The sequence below is a fragment of the Serratia sp. HMSC15F11 genome (assembly GCF_001808215.1).
GTDB classification, from domain to species: Bacteria; Pseudomonadota; Gammaproteobacteria; order Enterobacterales; family Enterobacteriaceae; genus Serratia; species Serratia nevei.
Genome location: NZ_KV792422.1, coordinates 117,928 through 139,836 on the forward strand (window position 1 = coordinate 117,928; position 21,909 = coordinate 139,836).

The 21,909-nt window shown below is 59.9% G+C and carries 23 protein-coding genes and 1 tRNA gene; 5 read left to right on the forward strand and 19 right to left on the reverse strand.

The window, feature by feature from the left end; genetic code table 11:
* Positions 1–58 precede the first annotated feature (58 nt).
* Positions 59–991 (reverse strand): 50S ribosomal protein L3 N(5)-glutamine methyltransferase, encoded by a 933-nt coding sequence (prmB, locus tag HMPREF3138_RS07795; protein ID WP_033648158.1) that lies wholly within the window; start codon positions 989–991, stop codon positions 59–61.
* A gap of 170 nt (positions 992–1,161) precedes the next feature.
* Here prmB and smrB point away from each other — a divergent pair, with 170 nt between their 5' ends.
* The gene (smrB, locus tag HMPREF3138_RS07800) at positions 1,162–1,692 is read left to right on the forward strand and encodes an endonuclease SmrB (RefSeq protein WP_004936226.1); all 531 of its coding nucleotides are present in this window, start codon (positions 1,162–1,164) and stop codon (positions 1,690–1,692) included.
* Positions 1,693–1,759: 67 nt separating this feature from the next.
* On the opposite strand, the gene sixA is transcribed toward smrB, so the two are convergent.
* The 4 genes from sixA to HMPREF3138_RS07820 form a co-directional block, all read right to left on the reverse strand.
* Positions 1,760–2,242, reverse strand: a complete 483-nt coding sequence (gene sixA, locus HMPREF3138_RS07805) for a phosphohistidine phosphatase SixA (protein ID WP_004936230.1) — start codon at positions 2,240–2,242, stop codon at positions 1,760–1,762.
* Between the two features lie 388 nt (positions 2,243–2,630).
* A complete protein-coding gene (gene fadJ, locus HMPREF3138_RS07810; protein WP_038876516.1) occupies positions 2,631–4,796 on the reverse strand; it encodes a fatty acid oxidation complex subunit alpha FadJ in 2,166 nt (721 codons plus the stop codon).
* On the reverse strand, positions 4,796–6,106 hold the full coding sequence (gene fadI / locus HMPREF3138_RS07815; protein ID WP_033653729.1) for an acetyl-CoA C-acyltransferase FadI: 1,311 nt from the start codon (positions 6,104–6,106) through the stop codon (positions 4,796–4,798). The genes fadJ and fadI overlap by 1 nt, the downstream gene beginning before the upstream one ends.
* Before the next feature lie 197 nt (positions 6,107–6,303).
* A complete protein-coding gene (locus tag HMPREF3138_RS07820) occupies positions 6,304–6,600 on the reverse strand; it encodes a YfcZ/YiiS family protein (RefSeq protein WP_072145088.1) in 297 nt (98 codons plus the stop codon).
* Between the two features lie 404 nt (positions 6,601–7,004).
* On the opposite strand from HMPREF3138_RS07820, the gene fadL reads away from it, so the two are divergent.
* Positions 7,005–8,345 (forward strand): long-chain fatty acid transporter FadL, encoded by a 1,341-nt coding sequence (fadL, locus tag HMPREF3138_RS07825; protein WP_038876518.1) that lies wholly within the window; start codon positions 7,005–7,007, stop codon positions 8,343–8,345.
* Positions 8,346–8,461: 116 nt separating this feature from the next.
* Here the strand turns inward: fadL and mlaA are convergent, their stop codons facing one another.
* From mlaA to ccmA, 10 genes are all read right to left on the reverse strand, one after another.
* Positions 8,462–9,220, reverse strand: coding sequence for a phospholipid-binding lipoprotein MlaA (mlaA, locus tag HMPREF3138_RS07830; protein ID WP_070558907.1), 759 nt, complete (start codon positions 9,218–9,220; stop codon positions 8,462–8,464).
* Positions 9,221–9,248: 28 nt separating this feature from the next.
* Entirely contained in the window at positions 9,249–10,463 is a 1,215-nt protein-coding gene (gene ccmI / locus HMPREF3138_RS07835) for a c-type cytochrome biogenesis protein CcmI (protein WP_038876522.1), read from the reverse strand.
* The gene (locus tag HMPREF3138_RS07840; RefSeq protein ID WP_070558910.1) at positions 10,463–10,930 is read right to left on the reverse strand and encodes a cytochrome c-type biogenesis protein; all 468 of its coding nucleotides are present in this window, start codon (positions 10,928–10,930) and stop codon (positions 10,463–10,465) included. The genes ccmI and HMPREF3138_RS07840 overlap by 1 nt, the downstream gene beginning before the upstream one ends.
* Positions 10,927–11,478 carry a DsbE family thiol:disulfide interchange protein gene (locus HMPREF3138_RS07845; RefSeq protein WP_038876527.1) on the reverse strand — a complete coding sequence of 184 codons (552 nt, stop codon included), beginning with the start codon at positions 11,476–11,478 and terminating at the stop codon, positions 10,927–10,929. Before HMPREF3138_RS07845 ends, HMPREF3138_RS07840 begins: the two co-directional genes overlap by 4 nt.
* Positions 11,475–13,445 (reverse strand): heme lyase CcmF/NrfE family subunit, encoded by a 1,971-nt coding sequence (locus HMPREF3138_RS07850; RefSeq protein WP_038876528.1) that lies wholly within the window; start codon positions 13,443–13,445, stop codon positions 11,475–11,477. The genes HMPREF3138_RS07845 and HMPREF3138_RS07850 overlap by 4 nt, the downstream gene beginning before the upstream one ends.
* A complete protein-coding gene (gene ccmE / locus HMPREF3138_RS07855) occupies positions 13,442–13,936 on the reverse strand; it encodes a cytochrome c maturation protein CcmE (protein WP_004936264.1) in 495 nt (164 codons plus the stop codon). The genes HMPREF3138_RS07850 and ccmE overlap by 4 nt, the downstream gene beginning before the upstream one ends.
* Positions 13,933–14,169: a heme exporter protein CcmD gene (gene ccmD / locus HMPREF3138_RS07860; RefSeq protein ID WP_004936267.1), complete on the reverse strand. Its 237-nt coding sequence runs from the start codon at positions 14,167–14,169 to the stop codon at positions 13,933–13,935. Before ccmD ends, ccmE begins: the two co-directional genes overlap by 4 nt.
* The gene (locus tag HMPREF3138_RS07865) at positions 14,166–14,903 is read right to left on the reverse strand and encodes a heme ABC transporter permease (RefSeq protein WP_004936270.1); all 738 of its coding nucleotides are present in this window, start codon (positions 14,901–14,903) and stop codon (positions 14,166–14,168) included. Before HMPREF3138_RS07865 ends, ccmD begins: the two co-directional genes overlap by 4 nt.
* A gap of 120 nt (positions 14,904–15,023) precedes the next feature.
* Complete coding sequence (ccmB, locus tag HMPREF3138_RS07870) at positions 15,024–15,683, reverse strand: heme exporter protein CcmB (RefSeq protein ID WP_025303731.1); 660 nt, start codon at positions 15,681–15,683, stop codon at positions 15,024–15,026.
* The gene (gene ccmA / locus HMPREF3138_RS07875; RefSeq protein WP_038876532.1) at positions 15,683–16,315 is read right to left on the reverse strand and encodes a cytochrome c biogenesis heme-transporting ATPase CcmA; all 633 of its coding nucleotides are present in this window, start codon (positions 16,313–16,315) and stop codon (positions 15,683–15,685) included. Before ccmA ends, ccmB begins: the two co-directional genes overlap by 1 nt.
* A gap of 229 nt (positions 16,316–16,544) precedes the next feature.
* Between ccmA and HMPREF3138_RS07880 the strand changes: the two genes are divergently transcribed.
* Positions 16,545–17,471 carry a formate/nitrite transporter family protein gene (locus HMPREF3138_RS07880; protein ID WP_038876534.1) on the forward strand — a complete coding sequence of 309 codons (927 nt, stop codon included), beginning with the start codon at positions 16,545–16,547 and terminating at the stop codon, positions 17,469–17,471.
* Between the two features lie 129 nt (positions 17,472–17,600).
* Positions 17,601–17,675: transfer RNA gene (locus HMPREF3138_RS07885), tRNA-Arg, on the forward strand.
* Between the two features lie 94 nt (positions 17,676–17,769).
* On the opposite strand, the gene HMPREF3138_RS07890 is transcribed toward HMPREF3138_RS07885, so the two are convergent.
* A complete protein-coding gene (locus tag HMPREF3138_RS07890) occupies positions 17,770–19,044 on the reverse strand; it encodes a lactonase family protein (RefSeq protein ID WP_223294910.1) in 1,275 nt (424 codons plus the stop codon).
* Positions 19,045–19,064: 20 nt separating this feature from the next.
* Positions 19,065–19,865 carry a helix-turn-helix domain-containing protein gene (locus tag HMPREF3138_RS07895; RefSeq protein WP_038876537.1) on the reverse strand — a complete coding sequence of 267 codons (801 nt, stop codon included), beginning with the start codon at positions 19,863–19,865 and terminating at the stop codon, positions 19,065–19,067.
* A 398-nt stretch (positions 19,866–20,263) separates the two neighbouring features.
* Here HMPREF3138_RS07895 and HMPREF3138_RS26655 point away from each other — a divergent pair, with 398 nt between their 5' ends.
* Positions 20,264–20,503 carry a hypothetical protein gene (locus tag HMPREF3138_RS26655; protein WP_144062828.1) on the forward strand — a complete coding sequence of 80 codons (240 nt, stop codon included), beginning with the start codon at positions 20,264–20,266 and terminating at the stop codon, positions 20,501–20,503.
* A 55-nt stretch (positions 20,504–20,558) separates the two neighbouring features.
* Here HMPREF3138_RS26655 and HMPREF3138_RS07900 read toward each other — a convergent pair whose 3' ends face one another.
* The gene (locus tag HMPREF3138_RS07900) at positions 20,559–20,780 is read right to left on the reverse strand and encodes a hypothetical protein (protein ID WP_004936288.1); all 222 of its coding nucleotides are present in this window, start codon (positions 20,778–20,780) and stop codon (positions 20,559–20,561) included.
* Position 20,781: 1 nt separating this feature from the next.
* Complete coding sequence (locus tag HMPREF3138_RS07905) at positions 20,782–21,753, reverse strand: YrzE family protein (protein ID WP_038876539.1); 972 nt, start codon at positions 21,751–21,753, stop codon at positions 20,782–20,784.
* Positions 21,754–21,909: the final 156 nt, after the last annotated feature.

Here is a 21,909-nt window from a genome sequence, read left to right on the forward strand (position 1 = left end):
CCTTACCGTTAGTCTTTTATTGTTATGAGGCCCGCCGTGCGGGCCCTGGAAATGCGGTTTAGCTGCGGTAGAGGCTGAAGTGTTCCTTGCAATCCACCAGCTGCTGTTTGGTCAGCATGAACACGCCGTCGCCGCCGTTTTCGAACTCCAGCCAGGTGAACGGAATGTCCGGATATTGATCCATCAGGTGCACCATGCTGTTACCCACTTCACAAATCAGCACGCCGTCGTCGGTCAGGTAGTCCGGCGCGCAGGCCAGGATGCGGCGCACCAGCTTCAGGCCGTCGCTGCCCGCCGCCAGGCCCAGCTCCGGCTCAAAGCGGAACTCCTGCGGCAGATCGGACATGTCTTCCGCATCGACGTACGGCGGGTTGGTGACGATCAGATCGTACTGGATCGCGGGAACGTCGCGGAACAGATCGGAACGGATCGGGATCACCTGGTGTTCGACGCCGTGCGCCTGAATGTTGCGCTCGGTCACCGCCAGCACCTCACTGGAGATGTCCACCGCGTCCACTTCCGCCTCCGGGAAAGCGTAGCCGCAGGCGATGGCGATACAGCCGCTGCCGGTGCACATGTCGAGGATATGGCGTGGCGGGTGTGGGATCAGCGCGCTGAAGCGATCGTTGATCAGCTCGCCGATCGGCGAACGCGGCACCAGCACGCGCTCGTCGACGTAGAATTCCATGCCGCAGAACCAGGCCTTGTTGGTCAGGTAGGCGACCGGGATGCGCTCGTTGACGCGGCGGATCACGCGCTCAACGATGCGATGGCGCTCGCTGGAGGTCAGACGGGCGGTGTGCATGTCCTCCGGAATATCCAACGGCAGGAACAGGCTTGGCAGCACCAATTGCACCGCTTCGTCCCACGGATTATCGGTTCCGTGACCATAGTAGATATTGGCGGCGTTGAAACGGCTTACCGTCCAGCGCAGCATATCTTGAATGGTGTGCAGTTCGTTCACTGCTTCGTCGACGAAAATTTTGTCCAATTTGCCCTCCGGCAGGCGCTGTGTTTCATGATTTAGCCGCATAGTTTGCCATGAAGCCCGCGACAAATCACGCTTGCCCCTCGCGCTTTTCACTCTGGCCCGAGTTTTGCGTCGACAGCGCTCATTCACAAGGTAAACTAGCGAAATAAACGATTTCCGGTGAATGAAGCATGAAGAACAAGCCCCCTCTGAGCAAAGACGAACAACAGCTCTTCAGAGAGTCGGTGGCGGGCGCGAAAAAGCTGCGCCAGGACACCATCGTCCACCGCCCGCCGAAACCCAAGGTCAAACAGATTGCCCCGCAGCGGCTGCTGCAGGAGCAGGTCGATGCCAGCTATTATTTTTCAGATGAGTATCAGCCGCAGCTGGAAGAAGAAGGCCCGACGCGCTACGTGCGCCCCGGCAGCAGCCCGTATGAGCTGAAGAAGCTGCGACGCGGCGATTATTCGCCGGAGCTGTTTCTCGATTTGCACGGCCTGACCCAGCTGCAGGCCAAGCAGGAGCTGGGGGCGCTGATCGCCGCCTGCAAACGCGAACACGTGCACTGCGCCTGCGTGATGCACGGGCACGGCAAGCACATTCTCAAACAGCAAACGCCGCTGTGGCTGGCGCAGCATCCCGACGTGCTGGCGTTCCACCAGGCGCCGAAGGAATGGGGCGGCAACGCCGCCATCCTGCTGTTGGTGGAGCTGGCCGAGTAGACCCGCAGAAACGACTCAGGGCGATGTCAGACATCGCCCTGAGTTTATTCCGCACCGCATCCGCGGCTCACACTTTGGCCATCACCTGCGACGGGCTGACCTGCCATTCAAACTTGCCGTAACTGCCGTCCGCCGGCAGATCGACGTTGGCAATCGCCGAGGTCGCAAACATCGGCGGGCACTCGCCCGGGCACAGTTCGGCCACCAGATAGCCCACCAGCGGCAGGTGCGACACGATCAGCACCGAGCTCACCCCTTGCATCGCCAGCGCCTGCAGATAGCTGCCGACCTGTTCGGCGTTGCCGCCCGGCGTCAGCTCAGGCAGCACTTCTTCGCCCTCCGGCAGCGTCAAGGCTTCACGCACCGTCGCCAGCGTCTGTTCGGCCCGCAGGTAGGGGCTGACCAGCACGCGTTCAATATCTACAGACTTGGTGTTCAACCAGGCCGCCATCTGACGGGACTCGTCGCGGCCGCATAGGGTAAGGGGCCTTACCGCATCGCTGGCTGCCTCGAGCGCCGCCTCTCCGTGACGCATAATCAAAACTTGCATATTGCACCGCTGTTGTTGACAAAGTAACGCTATACAGAAACGCCGTGCGTGCTGTACCGCCGAGTTTTACAACCCAAAGCCAAAGCTTTAAAACGATAACGCGCCGTCTCTTTATGGCGGCCGGGCATTTTGCCTGAAAGTTTGCGTAAAGAAAACGCTGTTTTTTACAGCAATCCTCCCCGGGCAAACCTAGATTGCTCACAGAACAATCAATTCAACGGGTTAAATTTTAACCTTGCCGCCATGAAATTTATTGATGGCGGTCAAGCTAACTTACCGCTGCCTCCGCCTCGCTGTACAGCCTCACCGGCTGACGCTGTTGCAAGGAGTGATGGCGATCACAACGCGGCCCTGTTGCAACTATAGTGCAAATCGGGCCGCCCTGCGTTCAGCTCCCCAGCGGGTAAAAGCGCTCGCCCTGCTGCGCCATGCGCTGCAAGCGTTCGCACGGGGCGAAGTGTTCGCCGTGCTGCTGACGCAGGTAGTCCAGCGTCTTCACCACTTTCTCGGCGCCGAGCTCGTCCATATAGCGGAACGGGCCACCGAGGAACGGCGGGAAGCCGATGCCGAACACTGCGCCGACGTCGCCGTCGCGCGCGCTGCGGATCACGCCTTCGTCCAGGCAGCGCGCCGCTTCGTTCAGCATCATCATCACGCAGCGTTGAGCGACGGTCGCCGGCAGCATGTGCGCCTTCGGCGTGACGCCGAGCAGCGTATACAATGAGGTATCCGCACGTTTGCGCCGCTGCCGCTGCTGCCCTTCGCTCGGGTAGAGATAGAAGCCGCGGCCGTTCTTGCGCCCTTTGCGCCCGTCTTTCAGCACCGCATCGAACGCAGCCGGCGCAGCGAAGCGCGGCCCCAGCGCCTCGACCAGTACCGGGATGATCTTGGTGCCGACGTCGATGCCCACTTCATCCAGCAGGGTGATCGGGCCGACCGGGAAACCGAAGTCCACCAGCGCCTTGTCCAGCGACTCAATCGGCTCGCCTTCCAGCAGGCAGCGCGCCGCTTCGTTGATGTACGGCGCCAAGATGCGGTTGACGTAAAAACCGGCGCTGTCGCCCACCACGATGGCGGTCTTGCCCTGCTTGTGCGCCAACGCCACGGTGGTGGCGATGGTCTCTTCACTGGTGCCGGCGTGCGGGATCACTTCCACCAGCGGCATCTTGTCCACCGGGCTGAAGTAGTGCAGGCCGATCACCTGCTGCGGCCGCTGGGCTTTTTCGGCGATGCGGCCGATAGGCAGCGAGGAGGTATTGGAGGCGAACACGGTATGCGTCGCGCAGTTTGCTTCGACCTCGGCCACCATCTGCTGCTTCAGCGCCAAATCTTCAAACACCGCCTCGACCACGATATCCACCTGTTCAAAGCCGGTGTAATCGGTAGAGCCGGAGATCAGCATCATCTGTTTTTGCCGCTCGGCCGGGCGCATGCGCTTGCTGCGCACCCGCTTGCCGAGCACGTCCCAGCTGTATTTCAGCGCGTGATTGATGCCGGTTTCATTGATGTCTTTGATACGAACCGGCAAACCGCCGCGGGTGGCGGTGACGCAGGCGATGCCGCCGCCCATCAGACCGCCGCCGAGAATGCCGACGCGGTGCAGGGCGCGCGGCTGAGCATTGCCGCCCCGCTCTTTTTTCAGCGCGGTGGAGGCGAAGAACAGGCTGCGCAGCGCCGCCGACTGCGGCGTCATCGCCAGTTCGCCGAAGGCGCGCGCTTCGGCCTCATAACCGCTGGCGCTGCCGTGATCCAGCCCGGAGCGCACCACCTGAATGATGCGCTCCGCCGCCGGGTAGTTGCCGTGGGTTTTCGCCAACGTTTTCTTGCGCACGATGCTGAACAGCAGATTTTTGCCCAGCGGGCCGTTGAGCAGGCGATCCTGCCACGGCAGCTCGCGCTGATGTTTCCAGCCCTGTTTCACCCGCTCGATAGCGGTCTGCAACAGAATCGACTGCGGCACGGCGTCGTCCACCAACCCCATGCGCAGCGCCTGGCGGGCGCGAATGTGCTTGCCGGTCAGGATCATGTCCAACGCCTTGGCGGCGCCGACCAGGCGCGGTAGGCGCTGCGTACCGCCGGAGCCCGGCAGCAGGCCCAGCTGCACTTCCGGCAGCCCGAGCGCGGTTTTGTCATCGAGCGAACAGACGCGGCCGTGGCAGGCCAGCGCCAGTTCCAGCCCACCGCCCAGGCAGGCGCCGTGAATGGCCGCCACCACCGGCACCGGGAACGCGGCGATCTGCGCCAGCGTGCTCTGCCCTTTCTTGGCCAGCGTTTCCGCCTCTTTGGCGCTGGTGCAGGCGGCGATCATGGTGATGTCGGCGCCGGCGATAAACGAGTCCGGCTTGCCGGAAACGATCACCAGCCCTTCCAGCGCGGTATGCTGTTGCGCCCGGATCAGCACGTCGTTCACCTGTTCGACGAACTCGGCCTTGAGCGTGTTCACCTTGTCGCCCGGTACGTCGATGGTGATCACGCCGATGTTGTCGGGGCGAATCGTCAGCTGAAAGGCCGACGGTTTGGCGCGCTGTTCATGCAATGCGTTTTCAAAGCTCATCATTCCACCTCCACGATCATCGCGGCCCCTAACCCGCCGGCGGCGCAGGCGGTGGTCAGGCCCAGCCCGCCGCCGCGGCGTTTCAGCTCATGCAGCGTCTGGGTGATCATGCGCGCGCCGGTGGCGGCGAACGGGTGGCCATAGGCGATGGAACCGCCCAGGACGTTGAATTTGTCCATGTCCACCTCGCCGATCGCCTGGCTGCGGCCAAGCTTCTCGCGGGCGAACTCTTCGCTGGCGAACATCTTCAGGTTAGCCAGCGTTTGCGCGGCGAAGGCTTCATGCATGTCGATGAGCGTCAGATCGGCCAGGCCGATACCGGCGCGATCCAGCGCCAGCGGCGTGGCGTAGGAAGGCCCCAGCAGCATGTCTTCCCACACGTCGATGGCGGCGAAGGCGAAGCTGCGCAAATAGCCCAGCGGCTGCAACCCCAGCTCTTTGGCGCGCGACTCGCTCATCATCAGCACCGCCGCCGCGCCGTCGGTCAGCGGCGTGCTGTTGGCCGCGGTAACGCTGCCGTGCTTGCGATCGAACGCCGGCTTCAGCTTGGCGTAGGACGCCAGGCTGGAGTCTTTACGGATGTTGTTGTCTTCAGAAAGCTGCGCGCGGTAAGGCGGTACGTAGGCGGTCATCACCTCATCGCGCAGCCACCCCTGCTGCCAGGCCTTGGCCGCCAGCTCGTGGGAACGGTGCGCCAGCGCATCCTGCGCCTCGCGGGTGATGCCGTGGCTCTTCGCCATCTGCTCGGCGGTATCGCCCATGCGCAGCCCGGTGGAATACTCCGCCACCGCAGGCGGCACCGGCATCAGATCGCGGAATTTCAGCCGGCTGAACAGCTTGAGACGCTGCGACAGCGTGCGCGCCTTGTTGACGTCCACCAACGTGCGCGCCAACGCCTTGCTGACGCCAATCGGCAAGACGGAAGAAGAGTCCGCCCCGCCGGCGATGCCGACGCTGATGCTGCCGGCCATGATGCTCTCCGCCACGTTGGCGATCGCCTGGAAGCTGGTAGCACAGGCGCGCGACACGCTGTAGGCGTCGGTATGGACGCTCATGCCGGTGCCCAGCACGATTTCACGCGCGATGTTCGGCGCCTCGGGCATTTGCACCACCTGGCCAAACACCAGCTGTTCGATAAGCTGCGGATCGATACCGCTGCGCGCCAACAGCTCGCTCACCGCCGTTTTCCCTAAATCCACCGCCGGAATGCCGTGATAGGCAGTCGCCTGTTTGGCAAAGGGGGTACGCAGTCCATTCACAATCGCAATGCGGTCACCATGACGGGTCACCAACGGCAGTGCCTTACTCATAAATGCTCCTGAAGAAAATAACGTCAGCGCAATGGGCAGAAAGAGGTCTGACCTGATGAGGTCATTGTTAACCAAACGGTTACATTTGGCAAACCGGCAGAGATCAAAACTGCGAGCAGGCGCACTTTCTATCGGGGGGCGATGTAGGGAAGACAATCCCCGACGCGCGGCAGGCGGCGCCGGGGGGAAAGCGGGGATTAACGCAGGCCGAGCTGGAAGATCAGGGTTTCCGCCTGGCAGGCGAAGGTGAAATCGGCCTCCAACTGCACGCCGCCGTCAACCGGTTTAATGCTACTGCTGATGTCACAAGGGTCGGATTCTACCGCGCGCGCCTTTTCGCTCAGGGCGGCCAGCATGGCTTCTGCATCTTGTTGATTGCTGAACACCTGACTGTAGGATGCGGTGCAATCGGTGTTATCCATCACGGTGCCGACATCCACGCAGCAACACGCGGCGGTTTCCTGGGCGCTGCATTTATTAATTGCATCTGACATGATTGGTTCTCCTCAAGGGCCTCGGTTATCAGCCCAAATTGCCGTTTTACTCACCGGCACAAAGCCACAAAATTCTGCAGGTATTTTACGCTTCCGCGCCGGCAATCACTAGCACTTACTTTTACTGGGTGTTTTAAGTGATGGAAATCACAAATAAAAATGAGCGTCTGCTAAGGAATGGTAAGAATTTTGTTATTTACCGCCGGCTTTTTGTTAAGCAGATCTCTTTTTTGATATCAGGTTGGAAATATTTCAAAAACAAACTTGCAACAATTTCACAGGTCAGACCTATACTTCAGCCACTGGTCTGATTTGTCTGAACGATAACGGACCCTACAATCCCGCGCTCCTTGTTACCTTGTGTAACATAGTTTAAATAATAAACACATAATGAGGTTTTGGTCATGAGCCAGAAAAACCTATTGACTAAATCAGCTCTCGCAGCTGCAGTGGCAATTATTTCTTCAAACGTGTCTGCCGCAGGATTCCAGCTGAATGAGTTCTCATCAGCTGGTTTAGGACGTTCGTATTCTGGCGAAGGCGCCATGGCCGATACGGCGGCCTCCGCGAGCCGCAACCCGGCGTTGCTGATGATGTATACCCGCCCGGAACTCTCCATCGGCGCGGTCTTCATCGATCCGGACGTAGACATCACCGGCAAATCCCCTTCCGGCGCCAGTCTGGATGCGAAAAACATCGCGCCAACCGCCTGGGTGCCGAACCTGCATTATGTTCACCCGATTAACGATCAGTTCGCCGTAGGCGGCTCGGTCACCAGCAACTTCGGTTTAGCGACCGAATTCAATAACGGCTACACCGCGGGCGCTTACGGCGGTAAAACCGATCTGCAAACGCTGAACCTGAACCTGAGCGGCGCTTACCGCCTGGATCAACACTTCAGCTTCGGCCTGGGCTTTGATGCCGTCTACGCCAAAGCCAAACTGGAACGCTACGCCGGTGAGCTGCCGAAGCTGCTTGCCGGTCAAGGCCTGCAAACCGGTAAATTGACGCCTCAGCAAGCCGGGATGATCGCTCAGATCCCTGGCGATACCCAGATTTCTCACCTGAAAGGCGATAAGTGGGGCTTCGGCTGGAATGCCGGCCTGCTGTACGAAGTGGACGAAAACAACCGCTACGGCTTCACCTATCGTTCTGAAGTGAAAATCAAGTTCGACGGCGACTACAAGAGCAGCCTGCCGGCGCAGTACAACCCAATTACCCAGGCGCTGGGCGTTGGTTTGCCGTGGGGCACCAGCGGCAGCACCATCCCAGGCTCACTGGATCTGCACCTGCCGGAAATGTGGGAACTGTCCGGTTACAACAAAGTGGCGCCGCAGTGGGCCATCCACTACAGCCTGGCGTACACCAGCTGGAGCCAGTTCCAGGAGCTGAAAGCCACCGGCAGCAGCGGCCAGACCCTGTTCCAAAAGCATGAAGGCTTCCGCGATGCCTACCGCATTGCGCTGGGTACCACTTACTTCTACGACGACAACTGGACCTTCCGCGGCGGCGTCGCCTTCGATGACAGCCCGGTGCCGGCACAGAACCGTTCCATCTCCATTCCGGATCAGGACCGCTTCTGGGTCAGCGCAGGTACCTCTTACGCGTTCAACAAAGACGCGTCGGTCGACGTCGGTGTGTCCTACATGCACGGCCAGAAAGTCACCATCAACGAAGGCCCTTACACCTTCAACTCGGTGGGCAAGGCCTGGCTGTACGGTGCCAACTTCAACTACCGCTTCTAATCTCACTTGAGAAAGAAGCCAAAGCGCCCCACGGGGCGCTTTTTTTTGCCCGTCGCTTGCCGCCGGCATAAAAAAACCCGCCTGACGGCGGGTTTTCATTGGCGTAACGCCCGTGATTACTGCGAGTCGATGTCGTCCAGCTCGCCCTGAATCGCCTTGGCGTTCGGGTTCTCTTCCGGCTTGAGCGAGCCGCCGTTGGCGATGAAATCGTGGCGCTGGAAGTAAGCTTCGCGCACCATGATGTAAGGATCGGAAGAGTTGCGCAGCAGACCATCGGAATCCAGCAGCTGGGCGCGGGTTTCGATCCCCTCGACCACCCACTTGCCCGCCGACATCCAGAAGGTCAGGTAGCTCAGCATCGGATACAGCGTATCCGCAAAATCGCCGCCTTCGTCACGCAGCGTGAAGCTGCCGTAGCCCGGCAACATCACGTACGGGCCGTAACCCACATCGTAATGGCCCAGCGTGCTGCCGAAGCGGTTCGGTTCTTCGCGCGCCAGTTTCGGGTTGGCCATGCCGGCCACGTCGATAAGGCCGCCCATCCCGAGCAGGGAATTCAGGAAGAAACGGTTGAAGTGGATCATCCCGCGGTAAGGATCGCCCTTCAGGAAGGCGTTGACCATGCTGGCCGGCTCTTCCAGGTTGGAGGTGAAGTTGCTGATGCCGTTACGCGCCGGCATCGGCACGTAGTCGCGCCAGGCCACCGCGACCGGGCGCAGGATATAAGGATCCAGGACGTTGTAGTTGAAGTCGAACATCGTCCGGTTAAATCCTTCCAAAGGATCGGAACGCCCTTGCGGATCTTTGTCTGGCGCGCTGGCACAGCCCACCAGTAATACCGTTGCGAATGCCACCCCAGTCAGGCGAAAGTTCATATTTTTCTCCATAAAAACACGTTCGGTCTTATTTTTCAGGGACCTGCTTGTTTATCTGAACGCTAACCTGCTCTTTACCGCTGAATGTCTGCAGCGAGCTTTCGCCGAACCAGTCTCCCGGCTGCGGCGTGGCCAATCCGTCCTGTGAGAGGCGCACACGCACCTGCACCTGATGCTGTGCCGAGAGTAGACGCTCAGGCATCATGGCGTTGCTGTCATCCAGAGAGAAAGACAGCGGAAAACGGCTCAGCGGCAATTGTTTTACCGCCACCGGCACCGGGCTGACGCCGTCGGTAACCGAGATGACCAGCGTCCCCTGCGTCGGCAGGGCTTTCGCCGCCTGCGGTGACAGCGAAACGGCCACATTCAGTTTAACAGTTTCTCCGCCGGCCTGGGCTTTTGCTTGTGCAATGCTGCGCTTTATCACTTCCGCGCGCGGATCGTTGGCCGGCAGCAGCTGCAGCATCACCTGCCAGGCGCCTATCGCCTGCTTAAAGTCGCCCTGTTCGAAGGCATTGAATGCCAGCAGGCTCAGCACCCGCGGATCGCCGTGATTTTCCGCGATCATACGCCGCAACAGCTGCGTCGCCTGCTTGTTATCCTCCGGATCGTTGGAGCGCGTCAAGACCTCAGCATAGCCGAGCCGCACTTCCAGACTATTCGGATCCAATTGATAAGCATGGGCAAACGCCTGCGTAGCGGTGGTGGCGTTGTTCAGCGCCATACCGACCCGCCCCAGCATCATCCAGTCGTTGATGTTGCGATCGTCCTGCTGCAGCGCGGTGCGCAGCCCCAGCCCGAGGCGGGCGATCTCTTCCATGCTCAGCGGTTTGGCGCGCTCATTGGCGACGCGCTCGCGCAATTCCGGCATTTGCGCCTGCACCAGGCGCCAGTCCAGCACCTGCGCCAGTCCGCCGGTTTTCAGATAAAAGCCAACGGTCACCGCCAGCAATAACAGCACGCCCGGCACCAGCGCCCAGCGATTGATCGGCTTCGCCTGCGCCGCTTGCTCGACGGGAATGTCGTTCAACAGATTCTGTTGCAGCTCTTTCACCAGCTCCGGGCGCTCGGCCACCACGCCTTGCTGCTCGTCCTGCTCCAGCTCGCAGAGGCGATCTTGATAAAAAGCCTTGTTCAACGCATCGCGCGTGGCGGCGCTCTGCTTGCCGTGGCGCATCGCCGGCACCACCAGCAACGCGGCGGCGCCGGCCAGCAACACGCAAATAATCAGCCAAAAAGCCATTAGGGTTTCTTCCTGTCAGTCTCTTGCAACAGCGCCGCCAGGCGCTGCCGTTCCCGTTCGGAGAATTCATCGTCCACCGCCGCGCCAGGCCGGCGACGGGTGCGCAGGATCCCCACCGCCCCGCCGATCAGCACGAACAGCAGCGGGCCGATCCACAAGATCAGCGTCGCCGGCGTTACAGGCGGCTCGTAGGTGACGAAGTTACCGTAGCGCGCCACCATGTAATCGATGATCTGCTGCTTGCTTTGCCCCTGCATCATCAGCTCGTACACCTTGGTGCGCATGTCGGCGGCGATGATGGCATTGGAATCGGCAATGCTGTTGTTTTGGCATTTCGGGCAGCGCAGCTGTTCGGTCAACTCGCGATACTGCTGCTCCTGCTCGACGGAGTTGAAGCGATAGGTATCGATCGCCGCGGCGGCGCTCCAGCTCAGCAGCGCGGCGCACAGCAGGACAATCAGCCTCATACCTCACCCCCGTACTTTTTATACAGCGGCAGCACTTCCTGCTGCCAAACGCGCTCGTTCATGTCGCCGGCGTGGCGATAGCGAATAATCCCCTGTCCGTCGATAAGGAAGGTCTCAGGCGCGCCGTAGACCCCGAGATCCAACCCCAGCATACCGTCGCCGTCGTACAGGCTGAGGGCATAGGGATTGCCGAGGGAATTCAGCCAGGTCACAGCCTTGGCACGATCGTCTTTATAGTTCAGGCCAACCACCCGCACGCCGCGCGCCGCCAGCGTATTGAGATACTGGTGTTCCGCGCGGCAGGTCGGGCACCAGGTGGCCCAGACGTTGAGCAATATCGGCTTGCCGTCGTGCAGCACCGCCTGATCGTAGGTTTTGCCGGGCTGATCCAGCGATTCCAGCCTGAAGGTCGGCACCGGTTTGCCGATCAGCGCCGATTCCAGCATGGTCGGATCTTCGCCGCCGGCGTTGCGCGTCAGTTGCACCATCAGCGCAGTCACCAGCAGGAGGAAGAGGACCAACGGGATAAACAGCAGCTTACGATTCATGGTTGCGCCTCCAGCTTGCCTTCGCGCTTGAGTTTTTTGCTCATGCGGTAACGCGGGTCGAGGATGCACAGCAGGCCGCCGATCGCCATAAAGACGCCGCCGAACCAAATCCAGCGCACGAAGGGTTTGTAATACAGGCGTACCGCCCAGGAGCCGTCCTCCAGCTCCTCGCCCAGCGCCGCGTACAGATCGCGGCTGAAACCGCCGTCGATCGCCGCTTCGGTCATCATGCTGCGCGCCACGCTGTAGTAGCGTTTCTCCGCGTGCAGCGTCGCCTCCGGCTTGCCGTTGCGCGTGACGTCGATGATGCCGACGCCGCCGCTGTAGTTCGGGCCGCGAATGTCGTGCACGTCGCGGAACACGAAGTGATAGCTGTGAATATCCACGCTGTCGCCGGCCTTCATCCGCACGTCGCGCTCCACGCTGTAGTTCTGGCTGAAAGCGATGCCGATCACCGTCACCGCCACGCCGAGGTGGCCGAGCACCATGCCCCAGTGGCTACGGGACAGCTGGCGCAGGCCGCGCCAGAAACCGTGACGGTGGGTAGCGCGCTCATGCAGCTCCATCAGCGTCAGGATGATCACCCACAGCGCCATGATCAGGCCCACGACCGTCATGCCGGCGATGCTGTCCTGCAGCAGCCACGGCAGCAGGATTGACAGCACCAGCGTCGCCAACAGCGCCACGCCGAGGCGGCGCCACAGCTTGCTCGGCTCATCGCGGCGCCAGCGCACCAGAGGCCCGATGCCCAACAGCAGCGCCAACGGCGCCATCAGCCAGGTGAACATGGTGTTGAAGAACGGCTCGCCGATCGAGATGCTGCCCAGCCCCAGCTGTTTGTGCACCAACGGCAGCAGCGTACCCAACAGCACCACCAGCATGGCGGCGATCAGCAGCACGTTGTTGCCCAGCAGGAAGGTCTCGCGCGAGAAGGTCTCGTGCTGCACCCGGCTGCGCACCTGGCCACCCTTGACCGCGTACAGCAGCAGCGAACCACCGATCACGATCACCAGATAGGCGAGGATAAACATGCCGCGCGCCGGATCGGAGGCGAAGGAGTGCACCGAGACCAGCACGCCGGAACGCACCAGGAAGGTGCCCAGCAGGCACAGCGAGAAGGCGGTGATCGCCAGCAATACCGTCCAGGCTTTGAACGTGCCGCGTTTCTCGGTCACCGCCAGCGAATGCATCAGCGCGGTGCCGGCCAACCACGGCATAAAGGAGGCGTTCTCCACCGGATCCCAGAACCACCAGCCGCCCCAGCCCAGCTCATAGTAAGCCCAGGCCGATCCGAGCACGATGCCGAGCGTGAGGAACACCCAGGCCGCGGTGGTCCACGGGCGTGACCAGCGTGCCCAGGCGGTGTCGAGCCGGCCGGCCATCAGCGAGGCGATGGCGAACGCAAAGGCGACCGAGAAGCCGACGTAGCCCATATACAGCAGCGGCGGGTGGAAGATCAGGCCGATATCCTGCAGCAGCGGGTTGAGATCGCTGCCGTCGATCGGGAAATTCGGCAGCGTGCGGGTGAACGGGTTGGAGGTCATGATAATGAACAGCAGGAAACCGGCGGTGATCATCCCCATCACCGACAGCACCCGCGCCACCGCATCCTGCGGCATCGCCCGGCTGCACAACGCCACCGCCAGCGACCAACAGCTCAGCAACAGCACCCACAGCAGCAGCGAACCTTCATGCGCCCCCCAGGTGGCGGCGATGCGGTAATACACCGGCAGTTGGGTATTGGAGTTGGTGGCCACGTAGGCGACGGTAAAATCGTTGACCACGAAGGCGTGCACCAGGCACAGGAACGCCAGCGCAATCGCGGCGAACATGCCGTAGGTCAGCGGGCGGGCGACCGCCATCATACGGCTGTCTTGCCGCGCCGCGCCCCACTGCGGGTAAATGCTCAGCAGCAGCGCGATCGCCAGCGCCAGGCACAGCAGAAAACTGCCCAGTTCCGGCATCATGACTTGGCGCCCTCCGCCTGCGGCGCGTTATACGCTTCCGCCGGGCCTTTGTGGTTCTCTTTCATCGCGTCGGCCACTTCCGGCGGCGTGTATTTCTCGTCGTGTTTGGCCAGCACTTCGCGCGCATTGACCACGTTGCCCTCGCCCAGCACGCCCTGCGCCACCACGCCCTGCCCTTCGCGGAACAGGTCCGGCAGAATGCCGGTGTAGGTCACGCCGATCGCGCCGCGCGCGTCGTAAATCTTGAAGCTGACCTGCAGCGTATTGGGATCGCGTTTCACCGAGCCCGGCATCACCATGCCGCCGATGCGCAGCCGCTGGCCGACCTCGGGCTTCTCATGATTTTCGCCCTTGCCCTGCAGGATTTCACCCGGGGTATAGAACAGATCGATGTTGGAGCGCAGCGCGTACAGCATCAGGGTCGCGGTCAGCGCGATGCCGATCAGCACAACGATCGCCAGATAAAGGCGGCTTTTACGACGTGGATTCACAATGATTTCTCCCGCGGTGCGGCGGATTTTTGTTTTGATTGTTGCGCATGGCGAATGCGCCGCTCGCGCGCCTGACGGCGGCCGATCTCGGCGAGCAACTGCCGCCGTTGCCAGACGGTGTGCGCCACCAGCCCCAACAGCGAAATCAGCGTGGCGGCGACCGCCAGCCAGACATAGAAGGCGTAACCGCCCATGGCGAAAAACGCCGACCAGGAATCGAACGCGGCATTCATGACTGACGCTCCTTATTCACCAGCCCGGCGACCCACGGGCGCTGGCGCTCCTGGAACAGGATCAGATTGCGCAGGCGCATCAGCGTCAGCGTGACGAACAGCAGCAGGTAACCGAGGATCGCCCAGCGCAGCGGGGTGCGCATGCTTGGCGCGATAGACTGCTGCATATTGGTCGAGCCCTGATGCAGCGTATTCCACCATTCGACCGAAAAATGGATGATCGGGATATTTACCACGCCCACCAGCACCAGAATCCCGGCGGCGCGGCCCGCCAGACGGCGGTCTTCAAAGGCGTTGTACAGCGCGATGACGCCCATATAAAGGAACAGCAGCACCAGCTCGGAGGTCAGACGCGCATCCCACACCCACCAGGTGCCCCACATCGGCTTGCCCCAGGCGGAGCCGGTCACCAGCGCGATAAAGGTGAACACCGCGCCGATCGGCGCCATCGCCGCCACCACGGTATCGGACATTTTCATCTGCCACACCAGGCCGATAAACGCCGCCACCGCCATCGAGGCGTAGATACCCATCGACCACATGGCCGCCGGCACGTGAATATAAATGATGCGGAAGCTGTCGCCTTGCTGATAATCCTTCGGCGCGAAACCAAAGCCCCATGCCCAGCCAAGCAGCAGGCAGGCCGCCGCCGCCAGCCCCAGCCAGGGGATAAAGCGGCCGCAGACGTGATACAGCCGTTCAGGCCGCGCCAGTTGATGTAACCATTTCCACATTGTCGTCAGTGCTCACGGTAATTTTTATGCGTCGGCCGCCCCGAGCGCTCGAAACGGCGAAAATCTTCTGCGGGGTACGCTCTTGTCGGCCTTGCCCCGTCTGTTCATTCAATACGTTAGCTAGTGCACGCTCACTCGCAGCGCCGCCGCGGTGGCAAACGGTGCCAATGTCACGCTGCCCGCCAGCATCGCGCCGAGTATCGCCAGGTAACCGTCGATCGGCATGCCCATCGAGGCGGCGTCGATCGCGCCGGTGGCGAAGATCAGCACCGGGATATACAGCGGCAGCACCAGCAGGCTGAGCAGCACACCCCCTTTGCGCAGGCCGACCGTCAGCCCCACGCCGATAGCGCCGATCAGACTCAGCGTCGGCGTGCCGAGCAGCAGCGTCCCCGCCACCGCCAGCCAGGTCTGCATATCGAGCGACAGCAGCAGCGCCACCAGCGGCGACAGGATCAGCAGCGGCAGCCCCGTCACGACCCAGTGAGCACACACTTTGCCCAGCACCGTCATCGGCAGCGGCGTCGGCAGCAGCAACAGCTGCTCCAGCGAGCCGTCGAGGAAGTCGTCGCGAAACAGCCGCTCCAGCGACAGCAGCGAGGCCAGCAGCGCCGCCACCCACACGATGCCCGGCGCAATGCGCGCCAGCAGCTGCGGCTCCGGGCCAATCCCCAACGGAAACAGCGTGATCACAATCAGGAAAAACCACAGCGGGTTGACGATCTCCGAACCTTTACGGCAGGCGATCTTCAGTTCGCGGCGCACCAGGGTCAAAAACATCACAGGCCCCCCGCGTCATGTTCCGCCAAACGAACTTTACCTATCGTTTGGCTGACGCCGGCCAAATCCTGATGGGTGGTCAACAATACCATGCCGCCCCGCTGCGCATGTTGTTCAAAAAGGCTAATCAACTCAGCTACGCCCTGTTTGTCGATCGCCGTCAGCGGCTCATCGAGGATCCACAGCGGCGCCGCGCTGAGCCACAGCCGCGCCAATGCCACGCGCCGCTGCTGCCCGGCGGACAGCTGCGCCACCGGCAGATCCTCGTAACCCACCAGCCCCACCTGCTCCAGGGCGCGCCAGATGGCCGGATGATCGGTTGTGCCGCGCACCGCTTGATAAAACTGCAGATTTTCGAAGGGCGTCAATACGGCTTTGATGCCGGGCTGATGGCCGATAAACAGCAAATCTTGCTGGTAACCCGCACGATCGCGCAGCGTGCTGCGCCCGCGCCAGCACACCTCGCCGCCGTCCGGCCGCGCCAGGCCGGCGAGAATGCGCAGCAAACTGGTTTTGCCCGCGCCGTTCGGCCCTTCTACCTGAATGATATCGCCCGGCTGAACTGAAAAGCTTAGCTCGCTAAACAGGATGCGCTCATCGCGCACGCAACTCAGACTTTTGGCTTCCAGCATCGGGGAACTCATATTTTTCTTTGGGATGGCGAATCATAGCATAAGCCTTTCCCCGCACGCAGCCTGCGGCGGGCGCGCCGACGAGCCAATATGGCGAGCAGGATCAAGAATGCGTGGAAAAAATCGGCGGATTTTAACTCTTGTTACCTTTTTCTGTATTTCGCCGCATTTGGGCCGGGCAACTACGCTTAATGACGTGAACTCCCCCTTAATGAGCAGGAGCGACAGCATGAGCGAGCAGCAGCGCCAGGAGCACGAGCCGGATGAGACGATGCAGGTAGAGAGCGAGGAGCAGGAACAGGGCAAGCGCGAAATCGAAGTCAGGGAAGAGAATCTGCCGTCGCGCGCGGCGGCGGTGCATGAACAGATCCGGATGGAAGGCGAAAAAGAGCTGGAGCGCGACGGGCTGGCGCTGCTGTGGTCGGCGATCGCCGCCGGGCTGTCGATGGGCGCCTCGCTGGCGGCAAAAGGCATTTTCCACGCCCGCCTGCCGGACGATCCCAACCGCTTTTTCATCGAGAACCTCGGCTATACCTTCGGTTTCATCATTGTCATCATGGCGCGCCAGCAGTTGTTTACCGAAAACACCGTCACGGCGGTATTGCCAATCATGCATAAGCCCACGCCGCGCAACCTGCTGATCCTGCTGCGCCTGTGGGGCGTGGTGCTGCTCGGCAACCTGATTGGCACCGGGCTGGCGGCGCTGGCGTTTACCCATATGCCGCTGTTCGACGCCGAAACGCGCGGCGCTTTCGTCAGCCTGGGCGAAGAGGTGATGCGCCATACGCCGGGAGAAATGTTCGCCAACGGCGTCCTGGCCGGTTGGATCATCGCCACCATGGTGTGGATGTTCCCGGCCGCCGGCGCGGCGAAAATCTGGGTGATCGTGCTGATGACCTACCTGGTGGCAATTTGCGATTTGACCCATATCGTGGTCGGTTCGGTCGAGATCCTGTATCTGGTGTTCAACGGCGCGATTGGCTGGCAAGAATTCATTTACCCGTTCGCTCTGCCGACGCTGGCGGGCAACATCATCGGCGGCACCTTTATCTTTGCGCTGATAAGCCATGCGCAGATCCGCAACGATTTGTGCGCCAAAAACCAGGCCGCGCGTCGGCAAGAGGAAAAGCGGCGCCACGGCGGGGAAAAACCGTGATCGCGGTCGGTTAGCCGAGGAAATTTCGGCGTAAAATGGCGAGGTATTGAGCAAACGCGCCGCTAAGCGCTTATTCTGCGGGTAAAAAAAGGTATAATGCCCCGGCAGCTTCGGTTGCCGGTCCGCAGCGTCCCCGTAGTTAAACGGATATAACAAGCCCCTCCTAAGGGCTAGTTACTGGTTCGATTCCAGTCGGGGACACCATTCTTTCTTATCACGCTATTCCTCATCCTCTGCACCTGCAATCCGCCCCTTTTCCCTGTTCAGGTCCGATTGTCGCCGAGCGTTATAATTGGCATCAATTAAAAAACTTAATATCCGTCGGCGTTGAAATCGTCGCCGCCAGCCTTCTGGCCTGCAACTCGCCCTTTTCATCATCGAAATCGAACAGCGTCACGCTATTGGTGAATACATTCGTCACATAGAGATGGTTACCGCCAGCATCGAAAGCGAGCGCACGCGGTTCAATGCCGCCGGCCTCATAGCGCGTCGGCACGCCTGGCAGACCGTCCCTGCCTATTTTTAATACCAGCAGGTGGTTATCGGTGCCGCGATTGGTGGCAATAAGATATCTGCCGCTCGGGCTCAGGGTAATGGCCCCACCGCTTTTCGCCTCCGCCGAATCGAGGCCGCCGTTCAGTTTCACTTTCCCTTGCCGCGTCAATCGATTGTCGTTAACGGCAAACGCCTCGATCTCGCCCGCCATTTCGGTGATGACATAGGCATAGTCGCCTGCCGACGAGAACACCATGTGCCTTGGGCCGGCGCCGGGCGCAAAGGCGACATCGCGCGAAGCATCTGCCTGCAACGGCTGCGCGTTATCCGAACGATAGCGGTAGGCGTGCAGCTTATCGCCACCGAGATCCGCCGCGTACAGGTATTGGCCATCGCGACTGAAGGTGGTGGAGTGCGCATGCCCGCCTTCCTGGCGCCCCTGCACGATGCCGGAACCGGGCGTAAACGGATAATGCTGTACGCGTTCCCCCAGCCTGCCGTCGCTGCCAATCGGCAATACCGTCACCCCCGCGCCGCCTTTGGCGACGGAGTAGTTGGCGACCAACAGAAATTTGCCGTCCGGGCTGAGGGTGGCATGCGTCGGCTGCCGACCCGCGCTGCTCACCGTATTCAGCACCCGCAGGCTGCCAGCCTGATCTATCGCCAAGGCGGTCACCGTTCCCGCGTCCTCCTCATTGGTGGCATAGGCGAAGCGGCCATCGCGGGATGTGACGATCCACGACGGGCTTTTCATTTTAATGGCATCGAGCAGCGTTAACGTGCCGTCGCCATTAACCGCCAGACGATAGAGCCCTTCACTGCGGCGTATCGGCTTCTGCACGGCCGGCGCATCCGGAATATGGGTCCAGGTGCCGACTAACGCTATTTGATGCTGTTCCCGATTATTTGCCATCGCATTTCCTGAAAACATGGAGAGCGTTAATGCCAGCGCTAATTGAATAGCCTGCCTGCCCAAACCTTTAACGTTCACTCTGCCAAAGGCAGGCAACGTTAAAGGTAGCATAAAGAGCGCGCGGCGGTGTTTATTAATCGAGCCAGAGGATTTTTCTATACTCATGATGCCTCCTTTCCTCAACACTACGCCACAGGAATAAGTATATCGACATTGATGATCTTACTGTTTAAATGCTCGTGCCTGTATAATTCGATGAAAAAGCTCTCCCTCATTTTGACATTGATAGCCGGCAGATGGGCGTCATAGATACCCTCAAAAAAGGCAATATACTCAGGCAGCTCCCCTATAAAGGGAATGACAATATATTTTCCCATGGGTATATAGAAGTTAAATATGGAATGAAAAACCTCTTGCTCCTTGCCGTTGGCATGCGGCCGCCCCCCTTTTCTTTTTTCTACGCTATAAGCCCTCCCATTTTTACTGAGCCATTTATCATTCGTCTGGGTAATGTCACTGGCATCTCTGTACTTCCTGACGGAGTGGAAAATCAATGCCTTGTACTGCTTCAACATGTCGATATCATCCGGCATGACCGTATGATAAAAATAGGGTTTATTGTCGCTGCCATACGGTGGGATCTGGGTGGAGAAATCCCATCCCCGGCTGTTCCTAAAGCTGTTGGGCGTTTCGCCAAAGAAACGTTTGAATGCCCGCGTGTAGCATTGCTGAGATGCAAACCCGGATGCCAGGGCGACATCCAATATGTTACCTTGATGCTGTTTGAGCAAGACAGCGGACCGGCTCAGCTTTCTATTCCTGATATAAGTCCCTAACGTAATGCCAAAATAATGTTTAAATAACCGCTGTAAATGCCATTTAGAGTAACCCGAGACAATGGAAACCTTCTCAACGGAAAGCCCCTCTATAATATTTTTCTCCATATACTCCAAGACCTGTACAAGAATATCCTTTCTATAATCCATGAGCGCTCCCTGCCTTTATAAAAATCGTGTCCTTTTTATTAAAATCGTTAACCTCTCAAATCAAGTCATTAAGATTAATCCTAAAAAAAATCACCCTGTCAATGCAATTTTTACGGCATAGGAAAAGTCATCATATAAATAACTGAAAATGATCATGTTATACAAATACGCTTGCGAAAAATCCGTGAATAAAAAATGCGCCAAGCAAAGTGCATCCATTAAAGATGCATTTGCCCCGCCAGGGTGAATCACACTTTATGTTAATTGTTTTATCTTAAAGTGTTTTTTACGTTCCACGGGCATGGCCGAATAGGAATTTCATCATCAAAAATTAAATCGTGTTTTATTGTTTGGCCGGTTGATAAAACTATTGAGCCGAATACGAAAAAGTATGAACGATGGTGAAGGAAGATGCGGCGGATAAGCGCAAGATCTTAACCTCGGGCCCGATAATCACAGATCGTCATTGCAAGTTTCTTTTTTATCTTCTCCCGCACGGTGAAGAATCGACGTTTCAACAAACCTTGTTCGATGCCCTATTTTCCCTCCATGTCAATTGGCTCGCCACTGGTGCCCCGCTGAACCGCCTCCCCTTCCCTCGTAACAGTACCGCGTCTGCTTGTGCCACGCTTTATTGACCAAGCGCAGCAAAAAGCCCGGCTCGCAAAGCCGGGCTTTTCATTCACGGACTGATCAATCAGCCAGGTTGTCGATCTCTGCGGACCTGTGCTTACGCAACAGATACAGCAGCAAAGACACCCGCCGCTCGGTGCGTTCCGGGGTATCCGGCGGCAGGTTGTAGCGCAGGGTATAGCGCTCGTTGTTCTCGTTGCAAAAATCGATAACGAGTACGGGCGCAGAGGCCCCGGCTACTTTTCGATAATTCAGCGAAATGCACGACAGGTTTTTTTTCATCTCAACTTACCGCGAGGGTGCGGCGGGTTGATTCGGCAATCCTCCCCACGCCGGCGCTCAGCGCGGCGCCCAACAGCAGCACCAACAGCGACCCCCATGCGGCGCGCGACAGCTGTTTAGCCGCTTCATCGGCCGCTTCACGCGCTTTCTGCTCGGCCTCAGCCTTGAGTTTCTCTACTTTCTGCACCGCCTGCTGATAAGCCTGAGCGTAGTTATCGACGATTTGGCTCGCTTCATCACGGCTCTTGCCGGTGCGCGCCGCAACGATATTCACCAACGCATCCTTATCGGCCGCGCTCAACGTCGGCTCGCCGGACTGCTTGACGCGGTCGAACCACTGCTTGAGCTCGGAGGCGGCCCGCGCCGGATCGGCCGCCGCGTCCATGGCCGATTGCTTGCCGTCGGCGGTCGCCCTATCGGCCTTCTGTTCCAACCGAGCCGGATCCAGTTCCGGCTTGCCGGTCTGCTTGAGCGTGGCGTTCAACTGGTTTTCCAGGCTTCCCCAGTCAAGGCTGATGCCCTTTTTATCCAGCTGTTGCTTGAGGCCTTCGCCCACGTTTGGCGCTGCCGCCGCCAGGCCGCTGCCCGCCAGCGAAAGCCCTTTGCCCACCGCGCTACCCGCCAGCCCCACCACGCCACTCGCCAATGAAACCACCAGCCAGGTGGTCAGCAAGGTGGTGATCGCCCAGCTCAGCAGGCCATGCAAGCCGCCGCGATTCGGTGCGGTGCGGCCGGCGACGAACGCGCCTGCGGCCAGCGAGGCCAGCGTTGAAACCAGCAGCCAGATCCCGGTGCCGGTGCCAAAGCCGCTCAGCGGGTTGCCCTTTTGCATCATATCCACGGCCTGGGCACCGACAGCCGTACCCAGCACGCTGAAGATCAGATAAGTCACCAGCGCCACGGCACTCCCGGCCAATATCGAGCCCCATGACACCTGAAACGCAAAGCGATTTGATTCATAGACAGTGGTCATCGTTGTTCCTTATATTTTCTGGACAAGTGATTGCACGCGCGGCGGATAACCGCGCAGACAAATCCAGTCTGCCGCGCGGCGCTGTCGGCCGTCCCGGTTCATTTGCGCCAGAATGACTAGTGCATTCACACCCTGCGAATACGCACGTTATGCACT